Source organism: Brevibacillus parabrevis, from assembly GCF_003710905.1.
GTDB classification, from domain to species: Bacteria; Bacillota; Bacilli; order Brevibacillales; family Brevibacillaceae; genus Brevibacillus; species Brevibacillus parabrevis.
The window spans coordinates 1-15361 of record NZ_RHHV01000033.1; the positions used below are offsets into that span (position 1 = coordinate 1).

Here is a 15361-nt window from a genome sequence, read left to right on the forward strand (position 1 = left end):
CAGTTAGGTGTTGACAATCCAAAACCATGCATTCAAGATTTGATGCATGTCCGGTTACTGGGGTAATTGAAATGGGTGCACCTGAGGATGAATTTTTCAGAAGTTGCTAGATTGGTTTAACAGCACGTAACTAGCCTATTAAAATCTCTTTTCCAAATGGTATAATTTAGGGAGTAAAACTCCCAAGGAGGACTTATATGGCCAAGTATGGATGCAAATGTGGAAAAACCCTTTCCAACTCTCTATGCCCCAATGACATACAATTGAAAGTATTCACTGATAAACAGTGGGAGCAATTATATGAAAAGAGTTTTATCACGGGTGATGACTTTCCTGATCCTGAATATGATGTATGGCGTTGTCCGGACTGCAAAAGAATCTACGTTTTTGATGGAACCAGATTGATCATGCAATATGTACTTGAGACCGATTAAAGATAGGTCCGCTAATCGATTGCGCTTTTGTGAATTTTTGAACACTCCTCGTCTTATTATCGGAGGATTTATTGTGAAGAAGCTAATGATTATTTTCTTGCTGAGTTTTGGACTGCTGCTCTTTCTTGGGATAGGTCTTTTAACCATACAATACTTCAAGCTTGAGCGAGTGTTGATTATCAATTAAATTGAAGCTTTCATTTTGCATTCATTGCTCTACAAGAAAAGTCCCTGGCACAAAAACCAGGGACTTTTGGGATTCCTCCATCCGTCATCAAACGCAAGTGCCTCTGCTGGATGACGGATCAAAGCTGTCTTTATTCGATTACTTTAAACGAATTTAATACCTTCTCCATCCGCTCCTTGGTAGCAGCCGTACTGTAAGCATCGCGAATCGACCAGGAAATATAGTAGGAATACTTGCCTTTCGGGAAAAGGTACGCTGTCCGCTCATACCTGATGCCCTCTTCTTCTCCCTTGATCACAAATTTCCTGCCAGACTCGCCATGTACGGTCACTGGCTTGTTTTCCACCAGCGAGGTCTTCTCACTGCCGCTCGTTTGCATTTTGAAGATTGACGTGAAGCTTTTTTCTACCTCGGAGTAGCTGTCCTTGAATACAAACAGAGTAAACGCGCCGCCTTCAAACAAGTACGACTTGCCGATCAAGCTGCGGCTATCGACCACGTCCTCTTGCCAATACTCGGGGATGTCGATCGCGTACTTGTACTTGCTGTCCTTGATCGTCGCCATCTTGTTTTTGTCGAGCAAAATGTCATCCTGAATGAAGCCAAGCGACTGGTTCATTTTTTGTTCATCGATCGACAGCGAACGGCTGATGGTGTTGATCATCTCCAGCGTTTTAGCCGGATCGGCCGTTTTGTTGAACGCGAGCTGCAAGTGGAACTTGTATTTTCCTTTGATGAAAAAGATGTGGCGCTCCTGGTATTTGTTTTCGCCATCAAAGGTGCCGTAGTTCCGCTCCCGCGCCGTCACGCCAGCGATTGTGGTAGTCGTTGCGTTTTTATCGACGTCAAGTGCACTCTCGGCATACATCTCGCGATACATTCGTTCATGCTTGGCTACCCAGTCGTCGAGCTTGTCGTTTTCAGTCGCCGAGGTCACGCTGAGCTGCATCCACTGATCGCCGTCGTCATTGCTGAAAGCTGCCCCGCTATCGCCGCCTACTTTTTCCCAAACAGCGGGCACTTTGATTTTCAAGCCAAAATCTTTGTAGTCGAACCAGCGGTAGCCATTCTCGACGTTGGACAAATCTTTGATGGACTTATCCTGTTTGTCAAAATGGGCCGTGAAGCTGTCCAGCATGTCTTTGTAACCTTTGTATTTCGCTGGATTGTTGAAGTCCGCTTCGTTGGAAACACTCAGTGTGATCTCGTACACTTTGTCGCCTTTTCGGTAAGCGCGGCTTTCTGCCATATAATCTTCTTCATCCCGCGAAACTACTCGTGCATAGGAAAGGCCATCTTTCTCGACATACTCTTTGGACAAAATCATACCGTACTGATTCTCGGCCAAAAACTTGACCAGCCCATCGTTGGACAAGTTTTCCGGCTGATCTTCGTACACCTGCACGTTCAGCCAAAACGTCTCCTTGCTGTCATGGAAGCTCGCGTAATTGCCCTTGTAGCTCTGGTAGCCCAAGATCAGCTCTGTCGGATACTTCATCGACCAGCCATAGTAGCTGTCGCCGACCTTGGTCTTTCCGTGGTCGGAATCAAGCGAACTGTTGGACGCAGCAGTACCTTGTGTGGACGCGCCCGTAATCGTGACCTCTCCCGTCTGCTTGTTCTCGCTCACATTCGCACCTAAAAACTGCGTAACGAGCGTCACCGGCACCATCGTCTTCCCGTTTTTCAGTTCGGGTGCCACCGAAAGTACGATCGGTTGGCCGTTCAGCTTGGCGTTTTTGTCGCCTGCCTTCAGTGAAATCGTCTGCTCTCCCGCCGTCAGTTCAATTGTCTGCGTCTGGTTGTCCCATTGCAAAGTCGCGCCAAACGCATTTGTAATGATGCTGAGCGGGATCATCGTCGTGCCGCCTACTACATACGGCTTCTCGATTGTCGATGCAGCTCCATTGATCGTTACGCTCTCCTGCCCTACTTTCAGCCGGACATTCACGCTGCCCCCTGCCGTGTCAGCAGCATGCACCAGACCGTTATTCAGCAAAAGAGGCACGAGAACGAACGATACCGCCGTCATTTTTTTCCATCCACGCAACATAATTGGCCCTCACTTTATTTGTTATTTTTTCGTTTCTGCAAACGTGACGTTCTTTTTGATCAAATCCCCGTTCGATTGGGTCATGATCTCGACCTTTTGTCCGGGCAAATATTTTTTCAGCAACTCATTGAAATCAACGATGGTTGTAATCGACTGATTGTTGATCGAGTAAATGACATCCCCCGGTCCGATGCCCGCTGCCGCAGCTGGCGAGCCTGGCTCCACCCGCACGACGCGCAGCGGCTCCTTTGTCGGCAAACCGACGACAGCAGCCCAACTCTCCTCCAGCTCCGCTCCGAAATACGGTCGCTTTACTTTTCCGTATGTAAAAAAGTGATGCAGCACGTATTGCACCGTATCCGCCGGAATTGCGAAGCTCAAGTTGTCCACCCCGATAGAAGCAAATTTGAGCGAATTGATGCCCACGACCTCGCCCTTCATGTTCACGAGCGGACCGCCGCTGTTGCCGGGATTGACCGCAGCATCTGTCTGAATCAGTCGGTAGGTAGAGTTGACGGAGCGATTCACCCCGCTGATAATCCCAGACGTCGCCGAGTTGCGCAACGAAAAGGAAATCGGCGTCCCGATCGCCACCACCGTCTCGCCCATCTTCATCGCGTAGTTCGTTGCGAATTTCGCCGGGGCAAGCCCCGTCGCTGCAATCTTGACCAGCGCCAGGTCGCTCTCCTCGTCCATATTGGTCACTTTGCCACTGTATTGCTTGCCGTCGAGCGTTACGACCGTCAAATTGGACATATTTTTGACCACATGCGCATTGGTCACGATCCAGCCGTCCGCCTTCACGATCACGCCTGTTCCGTGCGCAAGGTTGAAACGGTTAGTCGAATTTGCTTGCTCCGTCGGCTTCCCGATGATCGCCACCACACTCGGTGATGTTCGCTGAATCACATCCGGGATGTCGTACGTTGCTGCTGTTTTGTCTGACGTTTTGGCCGGAGCCGCTTTCGTCTGGGTATTTCCGGCTGCGTAGGCAACAGACCCAAACGTTACTACTGGAGAATGAAAATGAAAGAAAATAGCCGCTAAAGCTCCGCTCATGATGAGCGTTTTGTACCTCGAACGCATTTTGTCTCACCCTTTCTGCAAAATCTCGCTTTTCCCGTTCTCGGGAGCACCGCCTCCTCATCCGGCATAGTGGGAAAAAAGTTGGCAAAAGAAAAAGGCCATTCACGAACCGAATGAGCCTTTTACCTGATAAACATTCCGTTTGGTACGTTCGATAGGGCAGCCCAGCCATTGATGTTCGAGGAATGCATCCCCACGGCATGTCGCTTGAAACGCACAATCTCCGGGTCCAGATGCCTAGTGTTCCTTATGCCTCGATACCTAATGTTGGTAATATTGTAAGTTATCTGCTTAGGATTTTCAAAAGATGTTTTTCTACAGGAATCGACATTTTGTTCTCTACTTGGCTTGCGCCCTAAACTCTTCCAGTTCAACAACCCATGCCTCTATTAATTGCTTCAATTCTGTTGTTTCAATGGTGTACTCTACGTCCGCTTCGTCTTCCAGATGTTCGAATAAATAATTGACGACTCTCGTTTTCTCTGTCCCGACTTCTATTCTGCATGCATTTCCTCGCGTTTCTTCGTATGGGAAAGTTCCTTTTAGGACTGAATCAATTAGCTGTGGTTCCCGTTTTTTAGCCTGAGACAATCCCCACCAACCAATGGTGTCCTAATTTTTCAACATATAGTGAATATATGGTGGGACAATTTTATTAAAGTCAACCTCTTCGTCCAAACCATCTTTATAATCATGGATGACTGTTTCTAGCGTATTCGCATCAACGATTAGTGCCTCCATCATCCCTGATCTCCAAACACATATCGTACTTGCATAATAATCATTCTCCAAATATATTCTTTGAGCATGATCTATGAACTGTTCTTGCTCACCACGTGATTTATCAATTTCAACTTCAAAACCTAGTCGTTGAAAGTCACCCTTCTTTTCTGCAATCCATAGTAAAAATTTGTTATCAAGAATTTCCTCTCACCGCTTGCTTTCATTTTCTTTTTCCCTGCAATTAGTCTGATCTTTGCTCGGCAGGCGGCTCTTGAGTATAGAAGTGGCTTTATTGTTCACCTTGTTTTTCTTACCATAAGTCGTTTCTTGAGAAGATCGTCTTCGTTCCATATTATGGAAACTCATGGTATATTCCCAGCATCTATTTATACGCCCGATTTCTTATTCCTCAACAGCTCCACATACTTTACTCTTCATCGTCAAGATAAGGTGATTTAAGAAGCTCAGCAAACAGCCCTTTTCCAATAATCTCTTTTATGGTGTCGCTGCAGTTAACGGAGCATCCAATGTACATGTAATACTCAAAGCCAAAATGAACAAACATTTTCTTATCAGATATAAGCTTGCACCAAAGCTCCTCCCTTAATATAAGTTTGCATAGATTTCTTAGATTTTTCCCGCTTACTATGTCACCTTCCAAAAGATTATGAAATAATGCAACCATCTCGGCCGTATAAATGGAACGATGCTTATCAAAATGAAAGTTCAGATCATGTCTCTCTAAATTGATTACTTGTAACTGTTGTATCTGTAAATCTTTCATAATCATTTCTATCGCAGAGACATATTGTTCTTCTGTTTTTAAGTAGTCGTGGATCGTTAATTCTCTTCCATGATAAACATTGCCAATATCGCTAACGGAAGTCCATTCTTCAATTAAATAACTTCCGTTTCTGTCGCGGTTAGATGGATTGTATTTTGTTATTCTCCAGGAGTACTGCACCGTTATGTTATCACTCCTTCAGCCTTTTCCTCTATATTAAAATGGATTGCATTGTCGCTTTATGTACATGCATTTTGAACTGCTTCCGACAGTAAAAGCCCGCTTTCCTTATCGTATAACTCCCCCGCTAATGCAGATTGGGGGTGAACTCTAAAAAATTGATCATCTTAGGGCAAACGCTCTCACCTTCGAGGAATGCAGTAATTACATTTCCCCCTCACCGATAACCCCTTTCAAATTGCTCACTCTTATTATTTATCATGGAATATACCCCACTAGCGCACCTTGCGGAATTGAATTTCTATGAAAACTTCCTTTTGCCATAAGTATTTCATCCTAAAATTGTTTTAAAGCCTGCTTGTTTAGGGCCTATAAACAAGGTTCCGCTTGGCCCTGGATTTCACCACATCAACGTAGCTATTGTAGTAGGAGGAATTTTTCAAATTTGTCGTAGTGTTTGCGCCAGATCAGTTGGTTGCCAGAAACATTCCGAGCTTTCACGTAGCACGACATGCTGCCAAAGGTTGGCTCCCGAATCAGCATATCACGTCGAGGCAATTGTCATGACAGTACCTCGACGGAAAGCTTCTTCTCTCTCATCTCAAGATAGAAGCTCTCTATCTCCAGGGGATACGAACATTGGACGAGCCACACCGGAGAGTAGAAGTATTCATTCATTTTCTACAATAACAAGCGACCACAAAGGAAATGGAACAAGCTGACGCCGGTTGAGGACCGACGCCAGCTTGTAGCCTAGGTCTTTTTTCAGTGTCTATCAAAAAGGGACTTGACCAGTTCGAATAGGGATAAAAATCCTAACAATATTTTCCTAATTAACCGAAATGATTTCCTTAATCCTGGGCAAAACCATATTTACAAATTTTCCAGGTGTACTTTCCCGGATATATAAACTGCTACCAAGATCTTCTTCAAGATGAAATAATTCAAACGAACGCTCGGATAAATTTCTTCCTTTCTTTAAAACCACACATGAAAAAAGCCCATTGTATCGTAAAGCTTGAATGACTTCGTCTTTGCTAATTGCATAATACCATGCTGTTTTTGATGCAAGATCGCAATCTTCATCGGGAGGGAAGAAATCTATCCATTCATTATCTTCAATTACTAATCTATCTCTAATAAATTGGTTACAATTATGGCAACTTGCAATCACTCCTCCGTTAAATAGAAACATATCCCCTTCTTCCAAAAAACAATTTAATACCTTGTATTCAACTTCATAATCAATAATTTCATGATAATCATTAATTACTAAAAAACCCTTGTAATTACTTATTTTCATTATTTGAAACACCTGTTCACTTTCATCTGATTTTTATGATATTGCAAGTCAACATGAAATAGTCATTTTTAGTTGCATTAGCTACTTTTGAAGCATGTTTAATTGAAGCCTTCTCTCAAAATATTCTGCACAAAAACCCATTCCTCCTCGCGGTCCAAGTCGGAATAGGCCACATAATACTGATATTTGTTATTAAGTCTGACTCCTACTTAAATTGCCTCAAAACGCTTTCTTATATAGATGCTCCAAGTCAGCCCTACTATTAGCAGCAATGCTCCTGGAATTCCCAACAAAAGGGTATACAAACTACTAAACCATAAAAAAATAATGAGCCAACACAAATATGCAACTCTGTTCTTTTTTAACAATAGCAAAATCCCAATCCCTATCATTAAAGCAGGAAAAGGAAACACTACCAGCTTTACTCCTTCAAGTGATAGGAGAAGTAATGTGCTTAATCCACCAATGATCAGCCATAGTTTACCTGTTACTCTACTCTTGAAAAAAGGAGTTGTGATATAGAGAATTATCAATCCTAACATGATTGGAGCAAGTAATATTGCCTCCATTTAACTTCCTCCTAAAGGACATATTGATTCCTCAGCTTCCCTTGGATTATGCCCATATTCAAAAACTAACCCGTCATTTTGATTTAAAGTAACCTCGTACCTTGGAAGATCGCCAGGGTTCATATTAATTGCTACAGGTTTTGTTTTATCTTTGGGCATTTGACCTTGCTCATTCTGCACTGGATGGGGTACCTCCCATAAACTTGTTGTTGTCTCAGAAACTCCAAGATAGAGGAAACTGGTGCTCAGGTGGTCAACAGTTAGGTTAGCATTCACAGCCAGTTGTCTCATTCCGTTCATCCTGCCAGATTCAAAGCTGTAATTCTCACTAACCAAGCTAACCGTTCGCTGTATGGCCATTACCATACAATCCCTGGCAAGAATTTCGTTGGTTGGGCGTAAAATGAGATCGTCAAACTACCGCAAACAGCAAAGCGGATACGGACAAGGATGATTACCAATTTCCACTTTCAAATTTTTGATTTTCAATTTCTTTAATAATAGCGTTTTCCGTATCGTAATTATAATGAGAATGGTTTAGGCTTTAACTCTGGATCACCTTTCCTTGCCCACCAACGCGAATTAGAGCCGAAGTATATTTCGTACGCCCAAAACTCTGGTGATTCATGATAAACCATACAACATCCACCCATTATCTCAGTATTACTCCAATGCATATTAATTCTGCCGACAGCTTCTTCTTCCGTAATTTGAAACTGATCTACCATAACGTTTACAATCTCGTTGCAAAATCCCTATCCTTTTTCATCTAAATTAAATTCAAAATCTGTATACATTCATTACTCACCTTTTTATTTATTAGATTGTGGCTCGGTTGGGGTAAGTAGTGTCAAAAATATTATTTTAAAAATTGTTTGATCTTAGGTAACACATTTCTCTGAAAATCACCTTCTCGTTTCTCTGTGAAACACAAGGAAAAGCTAGTATCTTCTTCAATATGTCGTAATACATATGAATACTCTTGAAATGTGCCTTGTTTATCTACTATTACACACAAAAATAGCTGATTCATTTTGATTGCTTCTATTACTTCTTCTTTTCCAATCGGACAAATCCAATGCGTATTAGGCAGTCTTTTTTTTGGAGGATCCCAAGGGAGTACCCACTCATTGTTAATATATGCTGTTCTGTCAAAAACTAATTTTTTGTGAATAGCTGAATCAATTGAGTTTAAATCACCAGAAAATGCAAATAGAAGTTTCTGATTGTCATTAACAAAACAATTCAAAAAGTAAACAATCTCATTTACACTACCTACTTCTTGGAAATTTTCAATTACTCCATACGGAGATTCTATCAGCAGTTTCATACTTCCCCCCATATTATTCAAAATAATGATGAAGCTTCATCAAGTGTTTTGTATTGACTATTATCATACTCCCAATTTAAATGACGATTAATGGCCTTTGCCACTTCAACCCATGAAGGACGAACGCAATCTTCTAATATCTTGTTGATTTCCTTCTCCACTAGAGACTCATTAAATTCGTTAATAATGAGTATAGCCCTTCCATCTAGTATTTTTTCTTCTTTCAGAATAACCAACAACCTCTTCGGGGTCATAACTCGGAAGTAAAACAAATCCGAGCCTTCACTATCCTTGGATCGGCTACACTGAATTGGACAATTCTCTTTTATATTGTCGTAATATTTCAGGTTGAATAAATACGGAACTTACTTTCATTTTGATGGAATCAAACAATAATATTCTCTCCTTTTACTATAAATTTTAATATATTGAATATGATTTGGACTGTTATAACAAAAGATAGCGACTTATACGTTTGATCACCTCCTCCATCGATTTACAATAAATTTTTATTTTTATTGTGAAACTTCTCAAGAGGAATTTAATCCTCTCTAGAAGTTTCATTTATATAATCTTGCGATCATTTCTGGATTAATAAAGTCTTGCATTCCCCACCACAAATACTCCATCTTGTTTCCATTCTTTACTTTGTTTACCCCGAATCGCTCACATATTTCAAAATACTGTTCTTTTTCAAGCACTCCATCCCGTTCAAGGAGTTGCTTTCCCATCCAAATCATCCCGCTACGTTGAATCGTTTTCACTCGTAAATTGTCCAAACCAAAGTATTCTTCTAATGCATGTAATCTCCCATAAATCAGATGAGGACTGACTTGTTCCATATGAACATTTCTTGTCTTGGCTGGCCTGATTACATAGCCTGTTTCAATCAATTCACTTGTTTCTTTGAGATGATCTCGTCTCATCTCCCCATTCCCTTTCAGATAATCCTTTTGCTTGATTGCCCCATGTATTAATTTCAGACACTGTTCGGATATAGGAATTTCTCTTGTTTCATCTTTATCGTTAATCAATATCACTGTTCGTTTCTCATCATTGACTTGTTCACGTTTTAGATTGCGTAGTTCACTTACCTCTCTTCCACCCGCACCTTCAAATAGCAAAGAGAGAATCACTGAATCCTGATCATTATTACATTGTTCAATGATTGCATCGATTTCTTGCTTCGTAATGAAATGCTGATGGGTGTTCACTACCATGTTCTTAAACCATTCTTTTGAAACGGACTCCAGTGGATTGGTGTCCTCTCTAAGCCCCTCTGCCCTTGCCCAATTCAAGTAAGCAGATATCGTTCTCCCAGCCGTATTAAGAGAGTCTCCTGTAGAAGCATGGAAGCTGTGTAGGGCAGTTTCAATCTCATCCAATGTAAAGTGAAGCAAATCCTTATCCTTTTCCACTTCGAACTTCATTGTTAGGTTGAAGACTCTTGAATAAGCTTTTTGGGTATTTTCTTTATATCCTTGAAGAAAGGCTGTTTTTGTTTCGGGGTTAAACATGGTTACACACCTTTCTTATGAAGCAGGAATACTATAAATTTATAGTTTGAATTCCTTGAATTGATGATACTATAAATTTGCATTTTAAAACAAGAGTTTTTTACATCATTTATGAAAAAAAGAAACCCCAGACGAGTAGGTGGTTACTCGTTTAGAGTTCCTCTAAGGTAAGTGAATTCCAATTATTGTGCTTGAATATATTCGGTAGGCTCTTCTTCAAATCCATTCCAAAATATCCATAGTCTATTGCAGTTTGGACATTTGAGAAAACTTTTCATGGTACTATATAAGTTCTCGGCTTCAATTTTTCCCACAAACTTATCAAAGTCTGTGTCAGAAATAAATAAATGTTCTATTGGACATGGTATTTCTCCGTAACTTAATACATCCCCACACCTACACTTCATCTTAGGCATACAGTCCCTCCTATTTCATAATGACAATATCAATAATATTAGTCGCACCTGTTCCCCTAACTCTCGCTAGCACATCTCCTAATTGCTCGGCCGTGACAGTTGTTTGAGACAAGTCTAATACTACCCCAGAAGTTTGTGAATTCTTTTTGGCTATTGCAGAGATAATTCGGCTTACATTTGCAGTGGTTGGAGTGTATACATCATAATTTACACCATTTACAACAAGATCTGATGTCCCGCCACCAGCTCTAGTGCCAGAAGGTGCTCTCAAAGTAACATTATTACCTAGACTTTGCATGTATTTAGCTGCATTCTTTTCACTTGCTGAGAAGGTTACTCCTTTAGCCTCGACTATCGTTAATGACCCCTGTGATGAGGCATTTGTTCCTTTAGTAGATCTATACGCTATATACCCTCTTGCAGTATATACAACTTCTACAACCTCTACAGTAGCCAAAAATCCAGCAGCGAACCCCTGTGTAAATTCCGTGATAGGATTATATTCTTTAAAAGCATTTTTCTTAAGATTATCACTAAACGATTTCAGCATTGCTTGCTGGTCTTTTGGAAGAGTATCGTAAGCAATTTTCCCTTGAACAACATTATTATAGAGAAGGGTCATTTTTGCTTGATTCCATCCACCATTACCTTCAGCTAACCCAATATCATGCCCAGTTGGATCAACAAATTTCAACGGATTATTATGTGTATACGTATACCGATTCAAACTAAGCGGATTATCCACTTGCCCCTTAACCGTATCCTCCGAAATAAACCTCCCCATCTTCGGATCATAGTACCGCGCCCGCAGGTAGTAAAACCCGCTCTCCTTGTCGTACATCTCCCCCGCATACGCAAACGGGTTGGGCATCGTTTCCTTGACCTTGTCCGCGAGCAGGTTGCCCCAGATGTCGTACTCATACGTATTCAGGACGTTGCCGCTTGGCCCCTTGATCTTCACGACATCGCCGTGGCTGTTGTAGTAGTAAGTGCCTTCCTGGTTCGTCGTGTAGTCTTTACGCCAGATCAGTTGGTTGCCGAAGACATTGCGGGCTTTGACGCGGCCGTCTTGGGTTAGTTCCTCAATCACTTGGCCGTTCAGGTACACGTAGTGGGTGGTGTCGGTTACGGCTCCGGTTTGCTGTTTGGTGGCACGCAGGCCGCCCGGGTAGTACGTGTAAGTCGTGGTTCCTTTGTCGTCCTTGTATTCGGTCAGGCGGTTGAACAGGTCGTTTTACTTGCTTCCGCATAATGCAAACGAGAGCTTGTTGTTTGGTCTTACCTCCCGCCATTTTCTTCTCATAGTAGTTGTAGAAGTAAGGATTTCTAGGTTCTTTTTTGCCCTTCGTCACTGCTACCTGCCTTACGGCAAGGTTCTTGATAATTTCATGTAGGACTCGGTTTCCTTGCTTGCTCTTATGGTTCCTACCCTTTCCACCCGAACCAGCGAAGATCGGTGCGATTCCTGCGAATCGTGCTAGTTTATCAGGGGTGGGGAATCGGTGAATATCTCCGATTTCAGCAACAAGCTCCGCCGCTGTTACGACTTCAATTCCAGTCATGGTTTCTAGTTGATAGCCTAACCCTTTCATAAGACCACTGATTTCACTTTCAATCTTTTCTAATTCATCAAGATTGAATCGAAAACTCCGTACAATGCTCTGAACGATAAAATCCCTATTCTCTTGAAAATCACAACTGGTGTCTCCGTCCTCTCGGACAAGATTTATGATTTGTTCGGCTTTTGTGGTCGACAAATTGTAGTTGCTCTGCACTTTTAAGAATAGGGCAAGCTCATCAACGGTTACATCTTTTAGATGGCGGGGGGAAGGGTACTTCTCCCAAAATGCTAGAGCAGTTTTCCCATGAACCTGTGAGAAAAACTGCTTATAGCTTGGATAGTGATAGCTCAACTGCTGATGAATCTATAACTGTGTACAAGCTTAGTCTATTTGCTTTTTAGAGTTCCGTTCGGCATGGACATAGTAAATCATACAGCTTGGATATTCCTCATAGGTCGGAGCTATCCTACTGTCCATTTAGAAGCATAAACTAGACATAGCACTTCCCCCACACAAGGCTTTACGGTTTAAAATCATGGTGGCGGGAACCCTGTACCTTTGCCATGTACCAGGTGTTACCTTTCCCCTATATATACGATCACCCACTAAATGTACCAATTGTAAGTCACATAACTGTGATATTGATGATGTATCAGATGCTCCGTCACACTATTTTTCCTATGCTAATCCCTCTCTTTTCTGCTAGTTCCTTACCGTTGCGTTGTGCAAACAGTGGCGGGGCAACTTCGAACGTAAAGCAAAAAAGAAACCCCAGACGAGTAGTTGGTTACTCGCTTGGGGCACGGAAAAATTAATTTTCAATTAGTTTATCTATTTTGTTTCTAATTTCTTCTTCAAACGACAGATCTTTAATCAAAACTTCAAAAATATCTCCGTCTATAACCCTTATTTCTACCAACGCAAGAGGGTGCTGTATTTCCTCTACGTCTTCTACATCAGCTAAAGGGAAAAACTGAAAGCTTCTGTCTACTAATCGAGGAAGACAAATAAAAACCCCTTCCCTTACATATTGTGTATCCTGTAAGATTTGTTGTATTTCATCAAACGAAGCGTACACAATCCCTTCCTTTTCAACTTTTTTTGCAAAACTGTGTGCAATTTCATCGAACTTAGCTTCTTTTGCTGGTGGATAATCTCCATGAAACTTTGGAGTAAGCACTAAAGAACCTACTGCCCATATCTTTTCATTATTAATTTCTATGTTTATTATTGATGCTAATTTTATCAGAAATGAGCTGTTATTGTTCGGATAATTATAAAAATACCGTAACAAAGTGTTGACTCCTTTCAATTTAACTATTATTTATCAATAAGTAAATTAACAATATTCATCCAATCTTTAGGTGGATTAGGATCATTACGATAATTAATCTGAATACCATTTTCAGGGGTCTTACTATTATAATCAACCTTGTGCCAATGTGGAGCAGTATGATCATTAGGACGATTATGATTAGTTAAATCTACCCATCCTGCCTCTCTACCATACTGATCATAAAATTTCACCTGTTTCAAGACGCCGTTTGAATCATATTTAGGCAAAAAGTTGGTGCCAGGTGAAACAAAGGAAGGTAAATTCTTTCCTGTATAATTTTCAGGCATGAAATTACCTTGAATAGTAGTACCTTTCGTATTAGTGACCGTGTTTGTTGTACTCAATTTAGTACCACTCAATTTGCCTGAAAAACTAATTCCACCACCATCCATTGGAATATTATTTTCCATTGCCCAATCCCAAGTTACTTTCGCAGCTATATAATTCTTGGTCTTATTGGTACCTCTAAGAGCGTCGTGCATACCCCCTTGGTCTTTATCAAACCACTCTCGGTAATAATTCCAATCAATTCCCTTTGTTCCATGTATTCTCCGGACTCCCTCATTATCAAAATAATAATAGGTTCCAGAATTTCCTTCACCAACTCCTACATTGATATGTCCACTTGGATCAACATATTTTAACGGATTATTACTCACATACGTATACCGATTCAAACTAAGCGGATTGTCAACCTGTCCCTTAACCGTATCCTCCGAAATAAACCTTCCCATCCTCGGATCATAGTACCGCGCCCGCAGGTAGTAAAACCCGCTCTCCTTGTCGTACATCTCCCCCGCATACGCAAACGGGTTTGGCATCGTTTCCTTGACTTTGTCCGCAATCAGGTTACCCCAGATGTCATATTCATACGTATTTAGGGCATTTCCGCTTGGCCCCTTGATCTTCACCACATCGCCGTGGCTATTGTAGTAGTAAGTGCCTTCTTGATTGGTCGTGTAGTCCTTGCGCCAGATCAGTTGGTTACCGAAGACGTTGCGGGCCTTGACGCGGCCGTCTTGGGTTAGTTCCTCAATCACTTGTCCGTTCAGGTACACGTAGTGGGTGGTGTCGGTTACGGCTCCAGTCTGTTGCTTCGTGGCACGCAGGCCGCCCGGGTAGTACGTGTAGGTCGTGGTTCCTTTGTCGTCTTTGTATTCGGTCAGGCGGTTGAACAAGTCATGTTTCAGTTCGTACGAGCGCGTCGAGTCTGCTGGTGCGTTGGCATACGCTTGGCGGTTGCCGCGGCGGTCGTAGGCGTACTGGCGGGTGTTGCCCTGGATGGTTTCTTCCTTGATCCGGGACAGCTTGTCGTAGGCGAATGTGCCGTAGATGGCTCCTCCGCGCTTTTGACTCGTGATGTTGCCAAACAAATCGTAGCCGTTCGTTTCGCTCCAGCCGTCCGCGTGATTGATCCCGGTAATCTCCGCAAAGGAGCTCATCGTTTTCTGCATCGCGTTCGGTTGGCCGGGGTACGAAACGGTGTTGGTTTCGCCGCTGCTCTTGATGTCGTACGTGTAGGTCGTGGTGCCGACGCTTGGGATGGTCACGCTGCTCAGACGGTCGGCGCTGTCGTAGCTGTAATCGACCCGCATGGAAGGGGCCGAGCCGGATACCGCGCTGCGAGACGGGTAAATCAGGGCGTCGATGGCATCGTCCTGATCGGCGTGTACGAGCTGGTAGTCTTTTCCCATCATCGTCTGGTTGTTCAGGCGGCGGAACTCGTCGTAGCTGTCGCGGTCGGTTTTGTCCTAGTTGTTGGGTTCCGTCTAAAGCCAGCCAGCGATCGGAACGTAGGTGCGTTCTCCGTAGAAGCCATGGCCAGCTGATACGTTCGTCATTTCGTAAAACGGCGAGTATTGGTAGCTGAACAGGACGCCG

Annotated in this window: 15 protein-coding genes and 2 pseudogenes; 1 reads left to right on the top strand and 16 read right to left on the bottom strand. The window is 42.5% G+C overall.

The genetic code is table 11. From position 1 onward, the window contains the following. The first annotated feature begins 197 nt into the window (after nt 1-197). Nucleotides 198-434 (top strand): hypothetical protein, encoded by a 237-nt coding sequence (locus EDM60_RS28070; protein ID WP_063231262.1) that lies wholly within the window; start codon nt 198-200, stop codon nt 432-434. Nucleotides 435-751: 317 nt separating this feature from the next. Here the strand turns inward: EDM60_RS28070 and EDM60_RS28075 are convergent, their stop codons facing one another. The 16 genes and pseudogenes from EDM60_RS28075 to EDM60_RS28145 all read right to left on the bottom strand — a co-directional run bounded on the left by EDM60_RS28075 (nt 752) and on the right by EDM60_RS28145 (nt 15177). After that, nucleotides 752-2674: a copper amine oxidase N-terminal domain-containing protein gene (locus tag EDM60_RS28075; protein ID WP_122966873.1), complete on the bottom strand. Its 1923-nt coding sequence runs from the start codon at nt 2672-2674 to the stop codon at nt 752-754. 21 nt (nt 2675-2695) lie between these two features. Further along, the gene (locus tag EDM60_RS28080; protein WP_233454215.1) at nt 2696-3760 is read right to left on the bottom strand and encodes a S1C family serine protease; all 1065 of its coding nucleotides are present in this window, start codon (nt 3758-3760) and stop codon (nt 2696-2698) included. A gap of 612 nt (nt 3761-4372) precedes the next feature. Beyond that, nucleotides 4373-4684, bottom strand: coding sequence for an immunity protein TriTu family protein (locus EDM60_RS29645; protein WP_425266757.1), 312 nt, complete (start codon nt 4682-4684; stop codon nt 4373-4375). Nucleotides 4685-4910: 226 nt separating this feature from the next. After that, entirely contained in the window at nt 4911-5447 is a 537-nt protein-coding gene (locus EDM60_RS28090) for a hypothetical protein (protein WP_122966875.1), read from the bottom strand. Nucleotides 5448-6276: 829 nt separating this feature from the next. Beyond that, entirely contained in the window at nt 6277-6750 is a 474-nt protein-coding gene (locus EDM60_RS28095) for a hypothetical protein (RefSeq protein WP_122966876.1), read from the bottom strand. A gap of 209 nt (nt 6751-6959) precedes the next feature. Further along, nucleotides 6960-7319 (bottom strand): hypothetical protein, encoded by a 360-nt coding sequence (locus EDM60_RS28100; protein WP_122966877.1) that lies wholly within the window; start codon nt 7317-7319, stop codon nt 6960-6962. Continuing rightward, a complete protein-coding gene (locus tag EDM60_RS28105; protein ID WP_141254274.1) occupies nt 7320-7610 on the bottom strand; it encodes a hypothetical protein in 291 nt (96 codons plus the stop codon). It lies immediately after the preceding gene. A gap of 568 nt (nt 7611-8178) precedes the next feature. Next, nucleotides 8179-8649 carry a hypothetical protein gene (locus tag EDM60_RS28110; protein ID WP_122966879.1) on the bottom strand — a complete coding sequence of 157 codons (471 nt, stop codon included), beginning with the start codon at nt 8647-8649 and terminating at the stop codon, nt 8179-8181. A 17-nt stretch (nt 8650-8666) separates the two neighbouring features. Then, a complete protein-coding gene (locus tag EDM60_RS28115; protein WP_256436848.1) occupies nt 8667-8996 on the bottom strand; it encodes an Imm8 family immunity protein in 330 nt (109 codons plus the stop codon). Between the two features lie 213 nt (nt 8997-9209). Further along, complete coding sequence (locus EDM60_RS28120; protein ID WP_122966881.1) at nt 9210-10166, bottom strand: tyrosine-type recombinase/integrase; 957 nt, start codon at nt 10164-10166, stop codon at nt 9210-9212. A gap of 182 nt (nt 10167-10348) precedes the next feature. Beyond that, a complete protein-coding gene (locus EDM60_RS28125) occupies nt 10349-10582 on the bottom strand; it encodes a hypothetical protein (RefSeq protein WP_122966882.1) in 234 nt (77 codons plus the stop codon). A gap of 10 nt (nt 10583-10592) precedes the next feature. Continuing rightward, nucleotides 10593-11204: a CdiA C-terminal domain-containing protein gene (locus EDM60_RS29545; protein WP_341867793.1), complete on the bottom strand. Its 612-nt coding sequence runs from the start codon at nt 11202-11204 to the stop codon at nt 10593-10595. 45 nt (nt 11205-11249) lie between these two features. After that, nucleotides 11250-11816: pseudogene (locus tag EDM60_RS28130) on the bottom strand (RHS repeat-associated core domain-containing protein); the annotation flags it as partial. A gap of 1 nt (nt 11817) precedes the next feature. Continuing rightward, nucleotides 11818-12507 (bottom strand): annotated as a pseudogene (locus EDM60_RS29650) (transposase); the annotation flags it as partial. Nucleotides 12508-12955: 448 nt separating this feature from the next. Beyond that, nucleotides 12956-13438, bottom strand: coding sequence for a hypothetical protein (locus EDM60_RS28140; RefSeq protein WP_122966883.1), 483 nt, complete (start codon nt 13436-13438; stop codon nt 12956-12958). Nucleotides 13439-13464: 26 nt separating this feature from the next. Beyond that, on the bottom strand, nt 13465-15177 hold the full coding sequence (locus tag EDM60_RS28145; protein ID WP_244226817.1) for an RHS repeat-associated core domain-containing protein: 1713 nt from the start codon (nt 15175-15177) through the stop codon (nt 13465-13467). Between the last annotated feature and the right edge of the window lie 184 nt (nt 15178-15361).

What these genes read in the sequence shown, in the direction of transcription:
- EDM60_RS28070 (WP_063231262.1), top strand. Translation starts at nt 198, where the DNA reads ATGGCCAAGTATGGATGCAAATGTGGAAAAACCCTTTCCAACTCTCTA.
- EDM60_RS28075 (WP_122966873.1), bottom strand. Translation starts at nt 2,674, where the DNA reads ATGTTGCGTGGATGGAAAAAAATGACGGCGGTATCGTTCGTTCTCGTG.
- EDM60_RS28080 (WP_233454215.1), bottom strand. Translation starts at nt 3,760, where the DNA reads ATGCGTTCGAGGTACAAAACGCTCATCATGAGCGGAGCTTTAGCGGCT.
- EDM60_RS28095 (WP_122966876.1), bottom strand. Translation starts at nt 6,750, where the DNA reads ATGAAAATAAGTAATTACAAGGGTTTTTTAGTAATTAATGATTATCAT.
- EDM60_RS28100 (WP_122966877.1), bottom strand. Translation starts at nt 7,319, where the DNA reads ATGGAGGCAATATTACTTGCTCCAATCATGTTAGGATTGATAATTCTC.
- EDM60_RS28105 (WP_141254274.1), bottom strand. Translation starts at nt 7,610, where the DNA reads ATGAGACAACTGGCTGTGAATGCTAACCTAACTGTTGACCACCTGAGC.
- EDM60_RS28110 (WP_122966879.1), bottom strand. Translation starts at nt 8,649, where the DNA reads ATGAAACTGCTGATAGAATCTCCGTATGGAGTAATTGAAAATTTCCAA.
- EDM60_RS28120 (WP_122966881.1), bottom strand. Translation starts at nt 10,166, where the DNA reads ATGTTTAACCCCGAAACAAAAACAGCCTTTCTTCAAGGATATAAAGAA.
- EDM60_RS28125 (WP_122966882.1), bottom strand. Translation starts at nt 10,582, where the DNA reads ATGCCTAAGATGAAGTGTAGGTGTGGGGATGTATTAAGTTACGGAGAA.
- EDM60_RS29545 (WP_341867793.1), bottom strand. Translation starts at nt 11,204, where the DNA reads ATGACCCTTCTCTATAATAATGTTGTTCAAGGGAAAATTGCTTACGAT.
- EDM60_RS28145 (WP_244226817.1), bottom strand. Translation starts at nt 15,177, where the DNA reads ATGATGGGAAAAGACTACCAGCTCGTACACGCCGATCAGGACGATGCC.